Origin of the sequence: Janthinobacterium kumbetense (assembly GCF_023703445.1) — a bacterium.
GTDB classification, from domain to species: domain Bacteria; phylum Pseudomonadota; class Gammaproteobacteria; order Burkholderiales; family Burkholderiaceae_D; genus Janthinobacterium; species Janthinobacterium kumbetense.
In genome coordinates, this window is record NZ_JAMQGR010000001.1 from 929,184 (window position 1) to 947,310 (window position 18,127).

13 protein-coding genes are annotated in these 18,127 nt (G+C 64.3%); 3 read left to right on the forward strand and 10 right to left on the reverse strand.

Annotated features, from left to right (window positions below; translation table 11 throughout):
* Positions 1-183: 183 nt before the first annotated feature.
* The gene (locus tag NCG91_RS04175) at positions 184-1,689 is read left to right on the forward strand and encodes a DASS family sodium-coupled anion symporter (RefSeq protein ID WP_251348688.1); all 1,506 of its coding nucleotides are present in this window, start codon (positions 184-186) and stop codon (positions 1,687-1,689) included.
* A gap of 18 nt (positions 1,690-1,707) precedes the next feature.
* Here the strand turns inward: NCG91_RS04175 and NCG91_RS04180 are convergent, their stop codons facing one another.
* From NCG91_RS04180 to NCG91_RS04220, 9 genes are all read right to left on the reverse strand, one after another.
* Positions 1,708-2,355, reverse strand: a complete 648-nt coding sequence (locus NCG91_RS04180; protein ID WP_251348689.1) for a hypothetical protein — start codon at positions 2,353-2,355, stop codon at positions 1,708-1,710.
* 63 nt (positions 2,356-2,418) lie between these two features.
* Positions 2,419-2,793 carry a hypothetical protein gene (locus NCG91_RS04185; RefSeq protein ID WP_251348690.1) on the reverse strand — a complete coding sequence of 125 codons (375 nt, stop codon included), beginning with the start codon at positions 2,791-2,793 and terminating at the stop codon, positions 2,419-2,421.
* A gap of 20 nt (positions 2,794-2,813) precedes the next feature.
* Positions 2,814-5,354 carry an EAL domain-containing protein gene (locus tag NCG91_RS04190; RefSeq protein ID WP_251348691.1) on the reverse strand — a complete coding sequence of 847 codons (2,541 nt, stop codon included), beginning with the start codon at positions 5,352-5,354 and terminating at the stop codon, positions 2,814-2,816.
* Positions 5,351-8,581 (reverse strand): hybrid sensor histidine kinase/response regulator, encoded by a 3,231-nt coding sequence (locus NCG91_RS04195; RefSeq protein ID WP_251348692.1) that lies wholly within the window; start codon positions 8,579-8,581, stop codon positions 5,351-5,353. The genes NCG91_RS04190 and NCG91_RS04195 overlap by 4 nt, the downstream gene beginning before the upstream one ends.
* Before the next feature lie 28 nt (positions 8,582-8,609).
* The gene (locus tag NCG91_RS04200; protein ID WP_251348693.1) at positions 8,610-9,767 is read right to left on the reverse strand and encodes an ABC transporter substrate-binding protein; all 1,158 of its coding nucleotides are present in this window, start codon (positions 9,765-9,767) and stop codon (positions 8,610-8,612) included.
* A gap of 120 nt (positions 9,768-9,887) precedes the next feature.
* A complete protein-coding gene (locus NCG91_RS04205; protein ID WP_251348694.1) occupies positions 9,888-10,895 on the reverse strand; it encodes an NADP-dependent oxidoreductase in 1,008 nt (335 codons plus the stop codon).
* 36 nt (positions 10,896-10,931) lie between these two features.
* A complete protein-coding gene (locus NCG91_RS04210) occupies positions 10,932-11,741 on the reverse strand; it encodes an oxidoreductase (RefSeq protein WP_251348695.1) in 810 nt (269 codons plus the stop codon).
* A gap of 104 nt (positions 11,742-11,845) precedes the next feature.
* Entirely contained in the window at positions 11,846-12,463 is a 618-nt protein-coding gene (locus tag NCG91_RS04215; protein WP_251348696.1) for a TetR/AcrR family transcriptional regulator, read from the reverse strand.
* A 60-nt stretch (positions 12,464-12,523) separates the two neighbouring features.
* The gene (locus tag NCG91_RS04220) at positions 12,524-13,426 is read right to left on the reverse strand and encodes a LysR family transcriptional regulator (protein WP_251348697.1); all 903 of its coding nucleotides are present in this window, start codon (positions 13,424-13,426) and stop codon (positions 12,524-12,526) included.
* 148 nt (positions 13,427-13,574) lie between these two features.
* Here NCG91_RS04220 and NCG91_RS04225 point away from each other — a divergent pair, with 148 nt between their 5' ends.
* Positions 13,575-14,972 carry an amidohydrolase family protein gene (locus NCG91_RS04225; RefSeq protein WP_251348698.1) on the forward strand — a complete coding sequence of 466 codons (1,398 nt, stop codon included), beginning with the start codon at positions 13,575-13,577 and terminating at the stop codon, positions 14,970-14,972.
* A gap of 412 nt (positions 14,973-15,384) precedes the next feature.
* Here the strand turns inward: NCG91_RS04225 and NCG91_RS04230 are convergent, their stop codons facing one another.
* Complete coding sequence (locus NCG91_RS04230) at positions 15,385-15,789, reverse strand: ribonuclease domain-containing protein (protein ID WP_251348699.1); 405 nt, start codon at positions 15,787-15,789, stop codon at positions 15,385-15,387.
* Positions 15,790-16,207: 418 nt separating this feature from the next.
* Here NCG91_RS04230 and NCG91_RS04235 point away from each other — a divergent pair, with 418 nt between their 5' ends.
* Positions 16,208-18,070 carry an amidohydrolase gene (locus NCG91_RS04235; protein WP_251348700.1) on the forward strand — a complete coding sequence of 621 codons (1,863 nt, stop codon included), beginning with the start codon at positions 16,208-16,210 and terminating at the stop codon, positions 18,068-18,070.
* The last annotated feature ends 57 nt before the right edge of the window (positions 18,071-18,127 follow it).

Below are 18,127 nucleotides of genomic sequence, written 5' to 3' on the forward strand. Positions count from 1 at the left end.
AAGGACGCGCGCTGCCGTAACGGAGCCGGGGGCGGGGAAGTCTTGCGTGTATGATATTGCCGAACAGAATTGTTGGGCATCTGCCATCTTGCGGGCGCGTGGTTTGTGCGCCTTCCAGCCCATGAATCTGCGTGCACGATTCCGACCGCGAGGATGCCTGACCCACAGCGAAAGGTAATAAAGATGTATAAAACAGTGCGCGACATGTTCCTGCATTTCAAGGAAGCCGTCCCATTCCGCCTCGTTCCCGCCCTGATTTGCACGGCCTTGCTGGTGAGCATGTTATTGCTGCCGGCGCCGGATGGCTTGACGCCCAAGGCCTGGGGCCTGGTGGCGATCTTCCTCACCACGATTTTGGCGATCATCCTGAAAGTCATGCCGATCGGCGTGATGGCGATGATGGCCATCGTCATCGTGTCCTTGTCGCAAGTGACGTCGACCTCGTCCAAGGGCGCCATCACGGATGCGCTCAGCAGTTTTTCGAATCCCCTGATCTGGCTGATCGTCGTGGCGATCCTGATTTCGCGCGGCTTGAAAAAGACGGGATTGGGCAGCCGCATCGGCTTGCTGTTCATCTCGCTGCTGGGCAAGCGCACCATGGGCATCGGCTATGGCCTGGCGATTTGCGAACTGGTGCTGGCACCGTTTACGCCAAGTAACACGGCGCGTGGCGGCGGCATCGTCCACCCCGTCATGAAGTCGATCGCCAACGCCTTCGATTCGGACCCGGCCAAGGGCACGGAAAAGAAGGTGGGCACCTATCTGGCCCTCGTCAACTACCACGCCAACCCGATCACGTCGGCGATGTTCCTGACGGCCACGGCGCCGAACCCGCTGGTGGTCGACTTCGTGGCCAAGGCCAGCGGCCAGGCTTTTCACCTGACGTGGACCACCTGGGCCCTGTGCATGCTGCTGCCGGGCCTGGTCTGCCTGCTGGCGATGCCGTTGATCATCTACTGGCTGTCGCCGCCGGAACTGAAAGCTACACCGGACGCCGTCACCTACGCCAAGGCGGAACTGAAAAGCATGGGCCCGCTGTCGCCGTCGGAAAAAGTCATGCTGGGCACCTTCGCCTTGCTGCTCTTGCTGTGGGCCAACGTCCCAGCCATGCTGCTCGGTCCCGCGTTTTCGCTCGATGCGACGGTCGTCGCCTTTGTCGGCTTGTTCGTGCTGATCATTACCGGCACCATCGACTGGGATGACGTGCTGTCGGAAAAGAGCGCCTGGGATACCCTCGTGTGGTTCGGCGCGCTCGTCATGATGGCCGAGCAATTGAACAAGACGGGCGTGATCGCCTGGTTCTCGGCCGGCATGAAGGCGGCGATTATCGCCAGCGGCATGGACTGGCTGCCGATCGCCGGCGTCCTCGTGCTGGTGTTTGTCTTCTCGCATTACTTTTTCGCCAGCACGACGGCCCACATCAGCGCCATGCTGCTGGCCTTCCTGACGGTGGGCCTGCACCTGATCCCGGCCGAATACCACGTGCCGTTCATGCTGATGATGACGGCCGGCTCGGCCATCATGATGACACTGACCCACTATGCGACGGGCACGTCGCCGATCATCTTCGGCAGCGGTTTCGTGACCATGGGCAACTGGTGGCGCGTCGGCTTCATCATGTGCGTGGTGGAACTGCTGATCTTTGCCGTCGTGGGCACCACCTGGTGGAAAGTGCTCGGCTACTGGTAACGCAGGCTGTCACCGCCGCTACAGCTGGCGCGCCAGGCTCTGCACCGTCGCCAGGCAGTGCTTGAGCTCGCCGCCCGCGGCGCGTTTCCACAGGGCGGCCGCCTGCGACCACGCCTTTTGCGCCAGCAAGTCCTTGATTTCTTTCTGCAATTCGCCCGGCAAGCCGCTGAACTGGCGCAGTTCCAGTGTGCGGGGCTGGCCGTGGCGGCCCGCCGGGTCGTTTTCTTCCAGCGCATCATGCAGGCTGCCGTAACGGTGCGTGATGCCGGCGTCGTCCACGGCCGCCAGCGCCAGATCGGGCGTTTCCTCCAGATCGTAGCCGAGGTCGCGGCAAGGTTCGTCGATCAGCTGGGCGATGTTATAGATCGTCAATACCTGCGCGGAACGCACGACGTCCGTCAGGTCGTGCACGTCGACGCCGGCGTCCAGCAAGCGCTGCAGGGCAGGGGAGTTGATGAAGGGAAAGCCTGATTCTCCCAGTTCGCGCCAGCGTTCCAGCCATTGCGGCTGCGGCATGGACTCGTCGACGACGTCGGACCACAGGCCGCGCAGCAGCAACTGCTGCAGCAAGGGACCATATTTCTTGTGTTGAATATCCTGCGCGAGGGCGTCTGCCTGCGCCGCATCGATGCCGCATTCCTGCAATCGTTGTGTTATGGTTGTCATGGTTCGCCGCCAGCCTTTTCCTGTCAGTGTGTACAGGCGGCATCATATACGCCAGCAGCCCCGTCACGGCAGTCGGCCGCGCACGACGTGCAGCAGATATTCGCGCGCCGCGTGCCGTTCCATGCCTTTTTCTTGCAGAAGTGGTAACAGACGCTCAAACAGCTGGCGCCGCTGCTGGCTGGCCTCCGACGTGCCGCGCCGGTCCGAAAAGAAGTCCATCAGGGTCGAGCCGCACAGGCAGTTGCGGTAGACCTCGACGATGGCCACGTTGTTGTCATCGAAGCTTTGTTTCAGCCCGGAGACATGCTGGCGCATCGCCTGCGTCTGCAAAATGAACTCGTCCGCCGTGGCGAAGACGCGCCCGCAGCAGGCGCAATGCTTGGGAAAGGCGGCTTCGGCCAGGGCGCGCAAGCCTTCGAAGAACAGCAGCTCCTGCATGATGGCTCCCGGTGGCGCGCCTAGGCGGCACGGTTGCTGATCTCGACGCCATGCGGCCCCACTGGCGGGCGCTGCACGCCGGACTCGAAACGCTGGAAGGCTTCGCGCAAATGGTCTTTCAGCAGGGTCTCGTCCCACGGTTTGGTGATGAACTTGTACACCGAGCCTTCGTTGATGGCTGCCGTGACCGAATGCAATTCAGGGTAGCCGGACAACATCACGCGCACGATCTCCGGATAGACGCCCTTGATGCGGCGCAATAGCTCGCTGCCGGACATCCCAGGCATGCGCGCATCCGTGAGGATCACGCCCACCGCGTGGGCGGCCACCAGTTCCAGCGCTTCCTGCGGCTTGCTGGTGCTGAGTATCTGGTAGCCTTCCTTGCGCAGCGAACGGCGCAGGGAGGACAGGATATGCTCCTCGTCGTCCACCAGCAGCAGCACGCGTTGCGGCGCGTCGGCATGGCAGTTTTCGGGCGGCAAATGGGTGCCGGCATACAGCATCAGATCCATCTCGGCGCCGGGCAGCGGGCGGCTGAAGTAATAGCCTTGCATGGCGTCGCAGCGGTTGGTATTGAGAAATCCCAATTGCGCTTCCGTTTCCACGCCTTCGGCCACCGTGGTCATGCGCAGCGACTTGGCCATGGCGATGATGGAGCGGGTCAGCGACGCGCCATCCACGCTGTCGGTCACGTCGCGGATGAACGATTGATCGATCTTGACGACGTCGATGGGGAACTGCTTGAGGTAGGACAGGCTGGAGTAGCCGGTGCCGAAGTCGTCCAGCGACAAGGTGATGCCGATTTCCTTCAACTGTTCCAGCGCCGTCACCACGAGGTCGCGGTTCTGCATCAGCACGCTCTCCGTCAGCTCCAGTTCCAGGCAGTGGGCCGGCACGCCGCTGTCGGCCAGCACTTCGCGCACCAGTTGCGGCATGTCGGCCTGGCGGAACTGGCGCGCCGACACGTTCACCGCCATCGTCAGATGCGTAAAGCCGTAGGCATGCCAGACGCCCAGTTGCGCGCAAGCCGTGCGCAGCACCCATTCGCCGATGGGCACGATCATGCCCGTTTCCTCGGCCAGGGGAATGAAGCGGTCCGGCGGCACCAGCCCGATGCCGTCGCGGCGCCAGCGCAGCAGCGCTTCCATGCCATAAATCTTGCCGCTGGTGAGGTCGACCTTGGGCTGATAGTGCAGTTCCAGCTCGCCCAGCGCCAGCGCCTGGTGCAGCGCGTGCTCGATTTCGGCGCGCTCTTCCACCAGCACGCCCATCTTGTGGTTGTAGAACTGGTAGCCGTTGCGGCCCTTGTCCTTGGCGCTGTAGAGGGCCGCATCGGCCGTTTTCAGCAGCATGTCGCCGCTGTCGCCGTCGGACGGAAACACGCTGGCGCCGATGCTGGTGCTCACGTGCAGGGTATGTTCGCCCAGCACGAAGGGATCGGCGAATACCGCCAGCACCTTTTTCACGATCTGCTCGGCAGTGTCGATGTCGGACAGGTCCGTCAGCAGGATCACGAACTCGTCGCCGCCCTGGCGGGCCACGGTGTCGCCCTCGCGCACCGCCACCTTCAGCCGGCGGGCCACTTCCTGCAGCAGCGCATCGCCCACCGGGTGGCCGTAACTGTCGTTGACGAACTTGAAACGGTCGAGATCGAGCATCAGCGTGGCCAGGTGCAAACGGGTGCGGCGGGCATGGGCGATGGCCTGGCCGATGCGGTCGTTCAGCAACTGGCGGTTGGGCAAATCCGTCAGCGCATCGTGGTTGGCCAGGTATTCGATGCGCCGCTGCTGCAGCTTGCGCTCCGTGATGTCCTGCACGGTGCCGCGCATCAGCAGCACCTGGCGGCCTTCGCGCACGGCCTCTGCCTGATGAAAGACGATGCATTCGCCGCCGTCCGGCTGCAGCACCTTGTGTTCCAGGCCGTAGCTGGTGCCGCTGGCATGCAATTCCATGAAGGCATCGAGCAGCAGGGGCCGCTGCTCTTCGGGCAGGCATTGCAGCAGGCGCTCGAAGCTGGTGGGGCCGGAGCCCGCGTCCAGGCCCAGGATGCGCAGCAGTTCCGGCGACCAGTAGCCGTCGCCGTCGGCGACCCGGTATTCCCAGTTGCCCAGGCGGGCCAGCGCCTGCGCGTGGCTGAGGCTTTCCTGGATGCGGCTCAACTCGGTCAGGGCGCTGCTGGCCCGCAGCAGGTAGCGCAGCCGGTGCGCCAGCAGCCGCCATTGCATCGGCTTGGAGATAAAATCGCTGGCGCCCGCTTCCAGCGCCTGCTTGATGGAGTCATCGTCGTCGTTGCCGGTCAGCACGACGATGGGCACGTGCGCGCCGCCGGGCAGCCGGCGCAGCTGGGCGCAGCATTCGAAGCCGCTCATGCCGGGCATGGCGACGTCGAGCAGGATCAGGTCGGGCACGCCACGCTGGAAGGCGGCCAGCGCTTCCAGGCCGCTGGCCGCTTCCTCGATGCGGAAGCCTTCCGGCTCCAGCGCTTCCGTCACCAAAATGCGTGTCATGGTGTCGTCATCGACCACCAGGACCAGGGGTTGCAGGGGCAGTGCGGTATTCATATGGCTTCCTTCTCAAGGGCCAGGGCGGCAAGGACACGGTCGAGTTCTTGCTGGATGCCGCGGATATGGTTGAGTGCGCTGCCGACGTCATTGCCGCGCGCGTATTGTTCGATTTCACGGCAGGTGGCCGACAAGCCCAGCGCGCCCACGTTGGCGCAGCTCGACTTGAGCGTGTGCGCCGCCAGTTGCAGGGCCGCCGCGTCGCTGGCTTCGGCAGCCACTTCCAGCTGGCCCAGCAGGCGCGGGGCGTCGCTGTAGAACAGGTCGATGATGCGGCCCAGCACGTCGGGACGGCCGGGACGCCGCATGGCGCGCAGGGTTTGCAGGGCGGCCGCGTCGAGGATGGCGGCCGCTTCCACCGTGGCTGGCGCCGTTTCTATGGCTGCCACCGTCCCGGCTGCAGGCGGCGCGGCGGACGCCGGACGCCAGCGGGCCAGCACGGCCAGCAGGGCGGCGCGCGTGTACGGCTTGGCGAGGTAGTCGTCCATGCCCGCGTCCAGGCACAGTTCGCGGTCGCCGAGGATGGCATTGGCCGTCAGGGCGATGATGGGCGTGCGGACGCGGCCTTGCTCGGTTTCCATGCGGCGCAGGCGCCGGGTCGCTTCGAAGCCGTCCATTTCCGGCATCTGGCAATCCATCAGGATCACATCGAAGGTCTGCCGCTCCCACAGGGCCAGCGCGCGCCGCCCGTTGTCGGCCGGCGTGACTTCGTAGCCGCTGTCTTCCAGCATGGCCAGGGCGATTTCCTGGTTGATCGCATTGTCTTCCACCAGCAGCATGCGCAGCGGCGCCTGGCCTGCGGCGGCGGTGTCCGGCGCAGCGCGCTGGCGGGGCAGCGCCGGCGCCGGCGGCGCGTCTCCGGGCGCCACGCTGCCCACGGCGACGGTGACGGCAAAGCTGGAACCCTGGCCCGCCACGGATTTCAGCACGATGTTGCCTTCCATCATCTCCGCCAGTTGCTTGATGATGGCCAGGCCCAGTCCCGTGCCGCCGTACTTGCGCGAAGTGGTGCTGTCGGCCTGGCGGAAGGGCTGGAAGACGGCCGCTGCCGCTTCCGGCGTCATGCCGATGCCCGTATCGCGCACTTCCAGCCGGATCTGGCCGGCGGCGGGACGGCTGACATCGACGGCAATCTCGCCCCGCTCGGTGAACTTGGTGGCGTTATTGAGCAGGTTGGTGAGGATTTGCCGCAGCCGCACGGGGTCGCCGCGCACGTGCTGCGGCACGTCGGCGGCGATGCGGCAGGTAAATTCGATGGCCTTGCGCTGGATGCCGTTGGCAAACAGCGCCACGACATCGTCGATCACCTGGCGCAGGTCGAAGGGGATGTGCTCGAGCACCAGCTTGCCCGCCTCGATCTTGGAAAAGTCGAGGATGTCGTCGATGATGCTCAGCAAGCTTTCGCCCGAACGGTGCACCGTGTGCACGAAACGCTGCTGCTTGGGACTCAGTTCTGTACGCTGCAGCAATTCCGTCATGCCCAGCACGCCATTCATCGGCGTGCGGATTTCGTGGCTCATCTTGGCCAGGAATGCCGACTTGGCGCGGTTGGCGGCGTCGGCCTCGGCCTTGGCCTGCTTGAGCGCCAGGTCGCGTTGTTCGACGTGCTCGAGCATGCCGTTAAAGCCCAGGATCAATTGCCCGAGTTCATCGCTGCCATGCTGCGCCACGCGCACCGACAGCGCCTTGCCGTCGCGGATATGGGCGATGGCATGGGACAGGCGCGCCAGCGGCCTGGCGATGGAAGCGCTGATCAGTCCCGTGATGGCCACGCAGGCCAGCAGCAGGACCAGCGCGATGCCGAAGATCAGCACGAACGCATGGCGCACGCCCTCGCGCACCTTGGCCACCGCGTCCTGCTGCTGGCCCGTGATGCGCGCCACCTGCTGCGTGGAATAGGCGGCCTGCTCGCGCTCGAAGGCGCGCACGTGGGCGATGACCTCGTCCAGCGCCGTCTGGCTGTCCAGCACGCTGCCCTTGGCCTGCACCAGCCGCTGTCCCGCGCGCTCGACCGCATCGAGCTGGGTGTTGACGCCGCGCGTTTCGGCCAGCAGGGCCAGCTGGCCTATGCTTTGCAGCAAGGTCTGCATGGTCGCCATGTCGCGGTGCAGGGCGCTGATGCGCTGCGCGATATCCTGCCCCAGGCGCGTGACGTCGCCGGCTGCCGTGGCAAGCATGACTTCGCCCACGTCGATGCTGATGGCGTCGACGGCCAGGTTGATTTCGCCGCTGGCGTCTTCGATGCGGGCCGACGTGTGCATGTAGCGGCCGGCCTCCGCCAGCCGGTCGCGTCCGATGGCCAGCTGCAGTTCGATGGGGTCGAGCTCCTCGGCCAGGCGCAGGTGGGCGCCGGCCAGGGCGGCGCTGGTGTGCTCCTTCAGGGCGGCATAGGCGGCCTGCTGCGCCGCGCTGGCGCCGCCCTCGGCCAGCAGACCGGCGCGCAAGGCCAGCAAGCCGGCGGCGGGATCGAGCATCTGGCGCGCCGTGGCCAGCAGTCTTGCCCGCAGCGCCTGCTGCGCCGGGCTGATGTCGCGCTCGCTGGTTCCTGCCAGGTGCGCCATCGCCGCCGCCAGGCGCTCGCGCAAGGGGGCGATGCGGAAACGGTTCTTCACGGCCTCCGTTTCGGCCAGCGCAATCTGCATGTCGTGGATGCTCTTGCGCAGGTCGGTCAGGTAGCGGGCGTTCTCGTTCAGGCGCTGGCTTTCCAGCTGCACCTCGGCGGCCGTGGCCTGGGCCTGGCTGTCGACCAGGCGGATCTTGCCCCGCGCAGCCTTGGCGGCGGCCTTGATCTGCGCCAGCACTTGCCGCATCTGCATCGCCTGCGCCTTGTAATAGGCCTCGTTTTCCAGGCGCTTGCGCACGGCGACGCGCATGCGCTGGAATTCCTGTTCGAAAGCCGAGTGATAGCGGGGCGCCTGCGACTCGCCATGACGCCGCAAGTCCTGGCTGATGCTCTCGGCGGTCCGGATATTGGCGACGATCTTGCTTGATACCTGCTCCAGCTGCGCCAGGTCTTCCGCCTTGCCCAGTTCGAAAAAATCCGACGTCATGTCCTGCACGGTATAGCGCAGGCGCAACACCTCCGTGTACAGCGGCACGGTCCGGTCGGTCAAGCCGTGCACATGGGTTTCGATGCCTTTCACCAGCAGCAGGCTGGCCGCCGCCATGGCCGCCACGCCCGCCAGCAGGACGGTGGTACTGATGATCAGCTTGGTCCTGATTTTCATGCCAGGCTCCAGGAGAGGGGCGCGCGCATCACTTCGCGCCGGGCGCCGGGTCGGCAGGAACGATCCTGCCGTCGGCAATGCGGGTCAGGAAGACGGCCGTCGACGCCTGGTGGTTGTCCGGGCCCAGCGTGACCCGCAAGCCGCCCAGATCGAGCCGGTCGAACGTTTCGAAGCTCCGGATCAGGCGTTCGCGCGTGAGATCGGCGCCCGCGCGGCGCAGCGCCGCCACCATCAGGGTAGCCGAGATGCAGCCTTCGAAACTGACAAAAGACAGCCTGGCCGCCGGCACGTGCCTGGCCAGCAGGGCGGCGCAGTCGGCGGCGATGGGCAGCTGGTGTTCTTCCGGCAGGGGCACTACCTGCGAAATGACCATGTTGTCGCCTTCCTTGCCCAGCAGTTGCAGCAGGCTGTCCGTGCCGACAAACGACACCGTGGACAGGGCCGCCTTCAGCCCGGCCTGGCTGGCCTCGCGCACGAACGCCGCCACCGGCGTGTAGGGGCCGGCCATGACCACCGCTTGCAGGTCGTGCCCGATCAGCGCCGCCAAGCCCGCCTTGACGGCCGTGGTGCCGCGCTGGAAGGAACCCTTGGCAACGAGCGCCATGCCGCGCCGCTGCAGGGCGCGCACGGTGCCGTCGAGCACGGCATTGCCGAAACCGTCATCCTGGTACAGCACGCCAAAGCGCTTGACGCCCCGGCTGGTGAAATACTGCACCAGGGCATCGGACTCATCGTCATAACTGGCGCGGAAGTTGATGATTTCATGCACCACGGGGCGGCGCAAGGTCATCGCGCCCGTAAATGCGCCCACCAGCGGCACCTTCATTTCCTGGACGATCGGTATGACGGCGTTGGTGGTGGGCGTGCCCACGTTGCCGAACAGGGCGAACACCTGTTTTTCCTCGACCAGTCTGAGCGTTTCGCTGATGGCGCGGTCCGGATCGTAGCCGTCGTCGGCGACCACCAGCTCGATGCTGCGGCCATGGATGCCGCCGCGCTGGTTCGCCTCCTGGAAAACAGCCGTCGCGCCGTCGAGCATGGCCCGCCCCAGCCCCGACGCCGCCCCCGTCTGGGCATTGACCATGCCCAGCCGGACTTGCGTCTCGGTGACGCCCGGTTCGGCGGCATGGCCGATGCCGGCCCCCAGAGTGATCGCGAGCCAGCAGCAGTTCCGGAAAAAGCGCATGAGCTACCTTTATGGAGATTGAGCGGTATCAATAGGCATGGGGTTGACAACGAGTATGGAGGAAATTGCCAACAAAAAACTCACACATAGTCACGGCGTAAAAAGCAATCCAGGGGTAACTCAAGGCACGGCCAGTTGCACCACCACCTTGCCCCGCGCGCGCCCCTGCGCCAGGTAGGCCAGCGCCTGTTTTGCCTCCGTAAAAGGAAACACCTTGTCGATGACGGGACGGATGGTACCCGCTTCGAGCAGGCTGGCGATCTGCGCCAGCTGGCCGCCGTCGGGACGCACGAAGTGGAAGGCATAGCTGGCGCCGCGTCGCTTCGCCAGGCCGATGATCTTGCGGCTGAGCAAACCAAACACCAGCTTCAGCACCACGTTCATGCCGCGCGCGCGGGCGAAAGCGGCGTCCGGCGGGCCGACCAGCGAGACGACGTGGCTGCCAGGCTTGACGATGCGCAAGGCTTTTTCCAGCCCGTCGCCGCGCACCGTGCCCAGCACGGCGTCGTAGTCGCGCAGCACGTCCTCGAATGGCTGTTGCTTGTAGTCGACCACGTCATCGGCGCCCAGGCCGCGCACCAGCTCCACGTTTGCCGTGCTGGTGGTGGTGCCCACGCGGGCGCCCAGGTGTTTGGCCAGCTGGATGGCGAACGTGCCGATACCGCCGGACCCGGCCGGAATGAACACTTTCTGGCCGGCCGTGAGCTGCATGCGTTCCTGCATGGCTTGCCAGGCCGTCAGGCCTACCATGGGAATCGACGCCGCCTGCACGAAATCGAGGTTCGCCGGTTTCAGCGCGGCCGCCTGCTCGGGCACGACGGCAAACTCGGCCAGGCTGCCGTATGGCGTGTCGAAGATACTCGCATACACGGCGTCGCCCGCTTGAAAACGCGTGACGCCGCTGCCGACTTCCACCACCACGCCGGCCAGGTCGCTGCCCAGGGTGGCCGGCAAGCGCATTCTTAAAATCGGCTTGAAGTCGCCCTTGGGAATCAGGTTGTCGATGGGGTTCAGGCCCGCGGCGTGCACCCGCACCAGCAGTTCGCCGGGGCCGGGAGTGGGGCGGGGCAGTTCGGCAAACGCCACATGATCCAGGCCGCCGTATTGTTTGAGTTGCAATGCTTGCATGAAGTTCTCCCTGATAGCTGAAAAGGACGCCGGGGCTCAGGCCAGGCGCAGGTCCTTGCGCAAGCCGGCGTCCAGCAGCGCGGCGGGCATGAACCGGCGCATCAGGCGCAGGCGCGCCGCCAGCGGCCCGGCCGTGTAGCGCAGCTTGGGCCGGCTTGCCTGCGCCGCCGCCAGGACGGTATCGGCCACGACGCCAGGGTCATCGGCTGCGGCCATCAGTGCCTGCAGCCGGCGCATGACGGCCGCGCTCACCTGCCGGTAGGCGGACAGCGGGGTGTCGGGCGCCAGCAGATTGGCTTCGAACGTGGTTTTCGTATAGGCCGGCTCGATGACGCTGGCGCGGATGCCCCAGCCCCGCACTTCATGGTCGAGCGATTCCGTGTAGCCCTCGATGGCGTGCTTGGTGGCCGAATACAGCGCGCCGTAAGGCATGGGCAGGAAGCCCACGACGGAACCGATATTGAGGATGCGCCCGCCGCCCTGGGCCCGCATGTGCGGCAGCACGGCTTGCGTCATGCGCACGACGCCGAAGAAATTCGTGTCGAAGATGGCTTGCGCCTGCGCCATGCTGCTTTCTTCGGCGCCCGCCGGGGCCACGCCGAAACCGGCGTTATTCACCAGCAGGTCGATGCGGCCTTCGCGCCGCATCACCTCGGCCACGGCGGCGGCGACGGACGCATCGCTGGTGACGTCGAGCGCCAGCATCGCATGGCCGGGCGCGGCCGCCTGGTCGCCGCGGCGGCTGGTGCCGTACACCGTGTAGCCCGCTTGCGTCAGGCGCTGGGCCGTGGCCGCGCCGATGCCGGACGAGGCGCCGGTGACCAGGGCAATTTGCTTGTTTTTCATGGCAGTTCCTTCAGTGATTGACAGCGTGGGATATAAAATATGACGATCATCATATTGATGTTGAAAAAAAAGCCCGGGACGGATCAGCGCCACGGGCGGTGCGATTAGCCGGTCGCTTGCAATTGCGCCAGCGTGGCTGCGCACAGCGCGTCCGACAGGGCCGGTTCGTCGACGGCACGGGCCAGGATGGTGGTGCCGATCAGGGCGCACACCGTCGCCATGGCTTGCGCGTGTGCTTCGGGCTGGCCCCAGTTCGGCAGCTGGCGGGCGAACAGGTCGATCATTTCCTTGATGTGGATGGTGGCGGCGCGCCGCACTTCGGGCGCCTGGCGCGGCATTTCCGAACCCAGCGCCGAGACGGGGCAGCCCACCTCGATGGCGGCGATGTGTTCGGGCGACAGATACGCGGCCATCATCGCCTGCAGGGCCTGGCCGGGAGGGGCGGCAGCCGCCACCCTGGCCGCCAGCGCCACCGCTTCGGCGCCCGCGCGGTCGCCCGCTTCGGCCAGCAGGGCGTCGCGCGAGGCGAAGTGCGCATAAAAGCCGCCGTGCGTCAGGCCCGCTTCCTTCATGATGTCGGCCACGCCCGTGCCCGCATAACCGCTGCGGCGGATGGCGCGCGTGGCCACCTCGACGATGCGTTCGTGGGTGGCTTCCTTGCGGCTTTGCGCCGTGATTCTGGCCGCTGACTTGTTGGGTGAATTCTGCATGATGATCATCATATCGCAATTTCCAACAGCGTGCACGCGATGCGCCGCGCCTGCGGGCGGCGCTCGGCGCGGTCAAATCAGGCGGGCGTTGCTGAACAGCTCGGTAGTCCAGTCGGTGAAGGCCCGCATTGCAGGGGAGAGAAAGCGGTGGTGGGGATAGAGCAGCGATACCGGCACCGGTGTCGGCCGCCTGTCGGCCAGCACCTCGACCAATGCTCCAACCTGCAAATGGTCGCGCACCAGGATCCCGGCCAGCTGCATCAGGCCGTGGCCGTCGAGGCCCAGCTTGATGTACAGCCCCGTCTCGTTGACCGCGGCCGTGCCAGGGACCGGCACCGCGACGCGGACGCCATCGTCGACGAAATGCAGATCGCTCTCCCGCCGCGTCTTGCCGGAAAAGTAGTGGACGGCCCGGTGTCGCTGCAAATCCTCCAGGACCTCGGGAACACCGTGTTCGGCCAGGTAGGACGGCGCCGCGCAGGTGATCCAGCGCAGCTCGCCCAAGCGGCGCGCCACCAGCGCCGAGTCTTCCAGGCTGCCGGTGCGGATGACGCAATCGACTCCCTCCTGTATCAAGTCCACCTGGCGATCATTGACGCCGATCATCAGGTAGATATCCGGGTAGCGCTGCTGGAATTGCCGCAACTGCGGCAGGATCACGGCATGGGCAATGCCGCCTGGCATATCCACGCGCAGCCTTCCTTGCGGGCGCTCGCCCGGGCCTTGCAGGCTCGCTTCGGTGTCGTCGATGAGGTCGAGTATTTCGCGGCAGCGGTGGAAATAGCGCTCGCCTTCGGGTGTCAGGCTGAGGTTTCTGGTGGAACGGTTCAGCAGGCGCGTCTGCAAGTGTTTTTCCAGCCGCTTGATGATGCCGGTGACGGACGATGCGGGCAAGCCCAGGGTCTCTGCCGCACGCACAAAACTCCTGCTCTCGACCACGCGAAGGAATACCTGCATTGCTTGTACGCGATCCATGTCTTGTCCGTGTGGCGCTAAAGGAAACGGCACTATAACCCAACATTGTTCGGATTTTCTGCATGCTGAAAACGCCCGCCGCTACTTTTTCCGCCTGCTTGCCTGCACTAGACTGCGTGCAACCCATTACTTATCGCAGGAAGCAAGCATGCTTGAACAAGTGACTCAATTGCCGGCTGTGCTGGCGCCACTGGCCCCGATCCCCCGCACGATGCTGATCCGCGGCGCGACGATCATCAGCATGGATGGCAAGGTCGGCAATTTGCCCAAGGGCGACATCCTGATCGCCGACGGCGCCATTGCCGCCATCGGCGTGCACCTGGAGGCCGACGGTGCCGAAGTGATCGATGCCGCACAGATGATCGCCATTCCGGGCATGGTCGATACCCATCGCCATTCCTGGGAAGGCCAGCTGCGCCGCATCAACCCGAATGCGGCGACGCTCGAGGACTATTGCAACGCCACCCATTTCTCGTTTGCCAAGTACTACCGGCCGCGCGACATTTACGTGGGCAACCTGCTCACGGCATTGGGCTGCATCGACGCCGGCATCACGACCGTGATCGACAACTCCCATAACAGCCGCACCGCGGCGCACTCCGACGCGGCCGTCGAAGCCTTGCTCGATACGGGCATCCGCGCCGTGCACGCATCCGGTGCGCCCGTATCGGGCGACTGGGATGAGGCGCATTGGCCGGGCAACCTCGCGCGCCTGCAGGCCAAGTATTTTGCCAATCCCGGCAGCCTGGTGACGCTGGCCATGATGGCGCAGCTGGAACCGGAGCAGTGGGCCGTCGCGCGGGCACTGGGCATTCCCATCGTGACCGAGTTTTTTGGCGGTGGCATGGCAGCCGAGCTCGAAGGCCTGCACCAGCAGGGAATGCTTGGCAGCGACAACATCTTCAACCACTGCACCTGCCTGCCGGAATCGGGCTGGAAAATCTTGCGCGAGGCAGGCGTGCGCGTCAATGTATGCCCGCGTTCGGATGCCCACTACGGTATCGAGGATGGCATGAACGCCTGGCAGGCGGCGTTCCAGCACGGCATACGCCCCGGCCTCAGTGTCGACAACGAGACCTCGTACAGCGGCGACATGTTCATGGAGATGCGCGTGGCGTTCTACCTGCAGCGGGTCCTGGGGCATACCCAGCGCCTGCATGGACATCACCATGCGGCGGCGCCCACCGATGCGTTTCGCTTGCTGGAGGCGGCCACGATAGACGGTGCCGCGTGTGCGGGGCTGGAGCAACGCATCGGCAGCCTGGCGCCTGGCAAGCAGGCCGACCTGGTGTTGATACGCACCGGCGACCTCAACCTCTACCCGGTCAACAACGCCATCGGTACCGTGGTGCACGCGGCAGAGCGCAGCAATATCGATACCGTCATCATCAACGGGCGCGTGCGCAAACGCGGTGGCGTCGTGCTGGGGGTGGACCAGGCAAGGCTGCGCTGCGCGATCGACGAATCCTGCGCTCACCTGTTCAATGCCGCCGGTTACCGGCCAGATCTGTTTGCCGCATCGTTCGCGCCGATCCACCATGCGTAAGCAGCGCCTGATGAACGCGCTACTGTTACCCACCGCTTTCGGCGCGGGCATCGCCATGTGATCGCCTTGCTGCGCGGCGGTAGCGCGCCGCACTTCGGGCGCCTGGCGCGGCATTTATGAGCCCGGTGCCGACACGGGAGGACCAATGGCAGGCGTTCGATTTCAGCGCCGTGGTGCTGCCCGCGGACCGGTTTCGCGACTGGCTGGCGCCGTTGATATATGGAATATGGCGAATGACACGGAGGGCAATGACTTGTTGCAGATCAAAGCCTGTCTTGCGGGCGTCCGCTAATATCCATTAAATAAGCGCAGTCAGCGCAGTTGAATATCGAGCGTGATATGCGGGTATTTCAAGCGGCACCAGGAATCTACCAGAGCCGCTTGAATAACGCTGGAAATTAATAAAGAACGATTAGTTCTTCAGGCTGCAAAAGGAAGCATAGTGGTCTTGCGTGTAATAGCGTTCCAGCAGCTTGCGTTTACCCGCCGGAGTCTGCACGAGCAATACCGCACGATGCGAACCTGCTCCGCCATCGCCGCCGATACCCAGATAATATTCATAATAAATCTCGTCCTTGCCGGCGGCAGGGAGACGCTTTTCATTATTATTGAAGACGGTATTGCCCGGACCGCCCGCCACGGCGCTCGTTTTCGCGTTGCGGTATGCATCGTATTCGCTATTTTGCGGGGTGGGCAGGGTTTTGCTCGGCTCCCTTTTGCCGCAATCGGGGATTTTCGCCGCATAGGCTTGGGAAGAGAACAGGGCGCCTGCCACGATAAGACCAAGCGACCAGGTTGTTGCGCGTTGAATTTTCATCGGTAAGCTTTCGTTGGTGCTGCGTTCAATGGATGGGCTATTGCGGATGCGGCCGGAATCCGGGCGGCCGGTGTCATCACTGCAATGCTGAATATAGTTGGATTTTTAAAAGATTTACTATTCAATTGTCACAGGCCGATAAATAGCCATATATTTACTTCAGGGAAACTATATGGGAGGCATTGCAGAAAATAAATTCAAGGCAAGAAATGGAAAGCAGCCGCGCCGCCATTTGCATTGACGTGACAATGTTTGAGTTTTTTTGATCGGCAATTCGTTATGCTTCGAAGAAGTTACTGGCAAAAAGCAAGCCAGTCCAGGCGTCGCGTTTCCCCGATATTCTGTTGCTGGGTATATTCGAGCCGGAATAAAGGATGACTTCATTGATTTAAATTATTAACCTCTGATAGGAATCTGCATGAGCCATGACCACCTCGGTTGCGCCTGCTGCAACCTGCCACACCTGCCTACGCTGACAAGCGGCCTGTTGACGGGAACCGCACTCAGCGGTGAACTGGACGCGGCGTTCCAGCAGGCATATCCCCAGCACGCCCAGAAACTGACGCCGCAAGCGACGATTTTCCATAACGGTAACATTCATACCATGGCCGCGGATGGCAGCGACCAGGTGGCGGCGCTGGGTATCGCCGGCGGCACCATCATTGCCACCGGCACGCTGCACGAAGTGCGCCAGGCCATGCAGCCGCACCAGGCAAGCGAGGTGGACCTGGGCGGCCGCACCTTGCTGCCGGGCTTTGTCGAACCCCATATGCACATCCTGCCCAGCGCGCTGTACAAGAGCTGGCTGTCGCTCACGCCGTTCCTGAGCGCACCCCGGCAGCAGGAACTGGATCCGGAATACAGTTTCAAGAGCATCAGTTGGCGAATTGGCGCGGCGCTGGGGCAGCCGGACCAGCTGCCGAAAGACAAGAAAGGCAACCCTTGGGTGCTGGGCTTCGGCGTCGATCCCTCGCTGATGCTGTCGTGGGAAGACATCACCGCCAGCGAGCTCGATAAGCTGAGCAGCACGGTGCCCATCCTGCTGATGAACTCGTCCGGCCACCTGGCCTATCTCAATACCGCGGCACTGAAGGCGGCGAACATCGAGGATAGCCCTTCCGGCGTGCTGACCGAAATCAGGATCGCCAAGGCGCTGCTGGTTGCGCCGCTGCCCAAGCTGCCGGAGTTTATCGCGTGCCTGAAGCAGGTGCTGGACAACGCCTCGGCCATGGGCTTTACCAGCGTCTTCGACGCGGGCCTGGGCGCCACCGATGCGCCGCTGGTGGAAATCGGCTTGCTCAAGCTGGCGGCCCATCTCGGTCCCGTGCGCATCGGCGCCGCGCTGTTCACCAAACCCGACGAAAAGGCACTGGACAATTGGCTCGATCATTACAAGCCGGACCTGGACAATCACGGCGACCAGCGTTTCAGCATCAAGGCGATCAAGCTGATCGCGGACGGCTCCAACCAGGGCTTGACCGGTTACCAGAGCCAGCCCTATGCCTGCTCGGATGAACATTCGATACCTGAGGTGCCGCCCACCGGCTTGAGCAATTACCCCGACACGTCCGTGTTTTCCCGCATGCTGGACAAGGCAGTGGGGCGCGGCTGGCCCGTGCTGGTGCACGCCAACGGCGACAAGGCGGTGGAATATGTGCTGCACAGCTACGACAAGGTATTGACGCCACGGCCAGGCGGCATCAGCGAAGAGGAAGCGAAAAAGCGGCGCCAGCTGCGCCTGCGCGTCGAGCACGCCTCGCTGCTGAATGACGAGGCCATCACGAAAATGGCGACGCTGCAGCTGAACCCCAGTTTCCTCATCGGCCACGTCGGCTATTGGGGACACACCTTCCAGCAGACCATTTTTGGCCAGGAGCGGGCCCAGTTGCTGGACCGTTGCCACTCGGCATTGAATGCGGGCATGCACATCAGCTTGCACTCGGACCATTTCGTCTCGCCGCTGGGCCCCTTGCGCATGATGGAGCAGGCGGTGTTCCGCACCATGGAAGGTGCGCCAGGGAAAGAGGTGCTGAATCCGGATGAGCGCATCAGCCGCATGGCGGGATTGCGCGCCGTCACGCTTGATGCCGCCTGGCATTGCCACATGGATCATCTGGTGGGCTCGCTGGAAGCCGGCAAGCGGGCCGACCTGGTGATCCTGGCGCAAGACCCGCTGGACGAGAACGTGCGCAAGCTGCGCGACATCGTGGTGGAGGAAACCTGGCTGGCAGGGGTGCAAGTGCACAGCGCCGCCACATCCCCAGGGGCAGTGACGCGATAAGCAGCCGCAATGTAAAAGCCCCCGATAGCTGCAGGCAGCTATCGGGGGGCTTTCAGT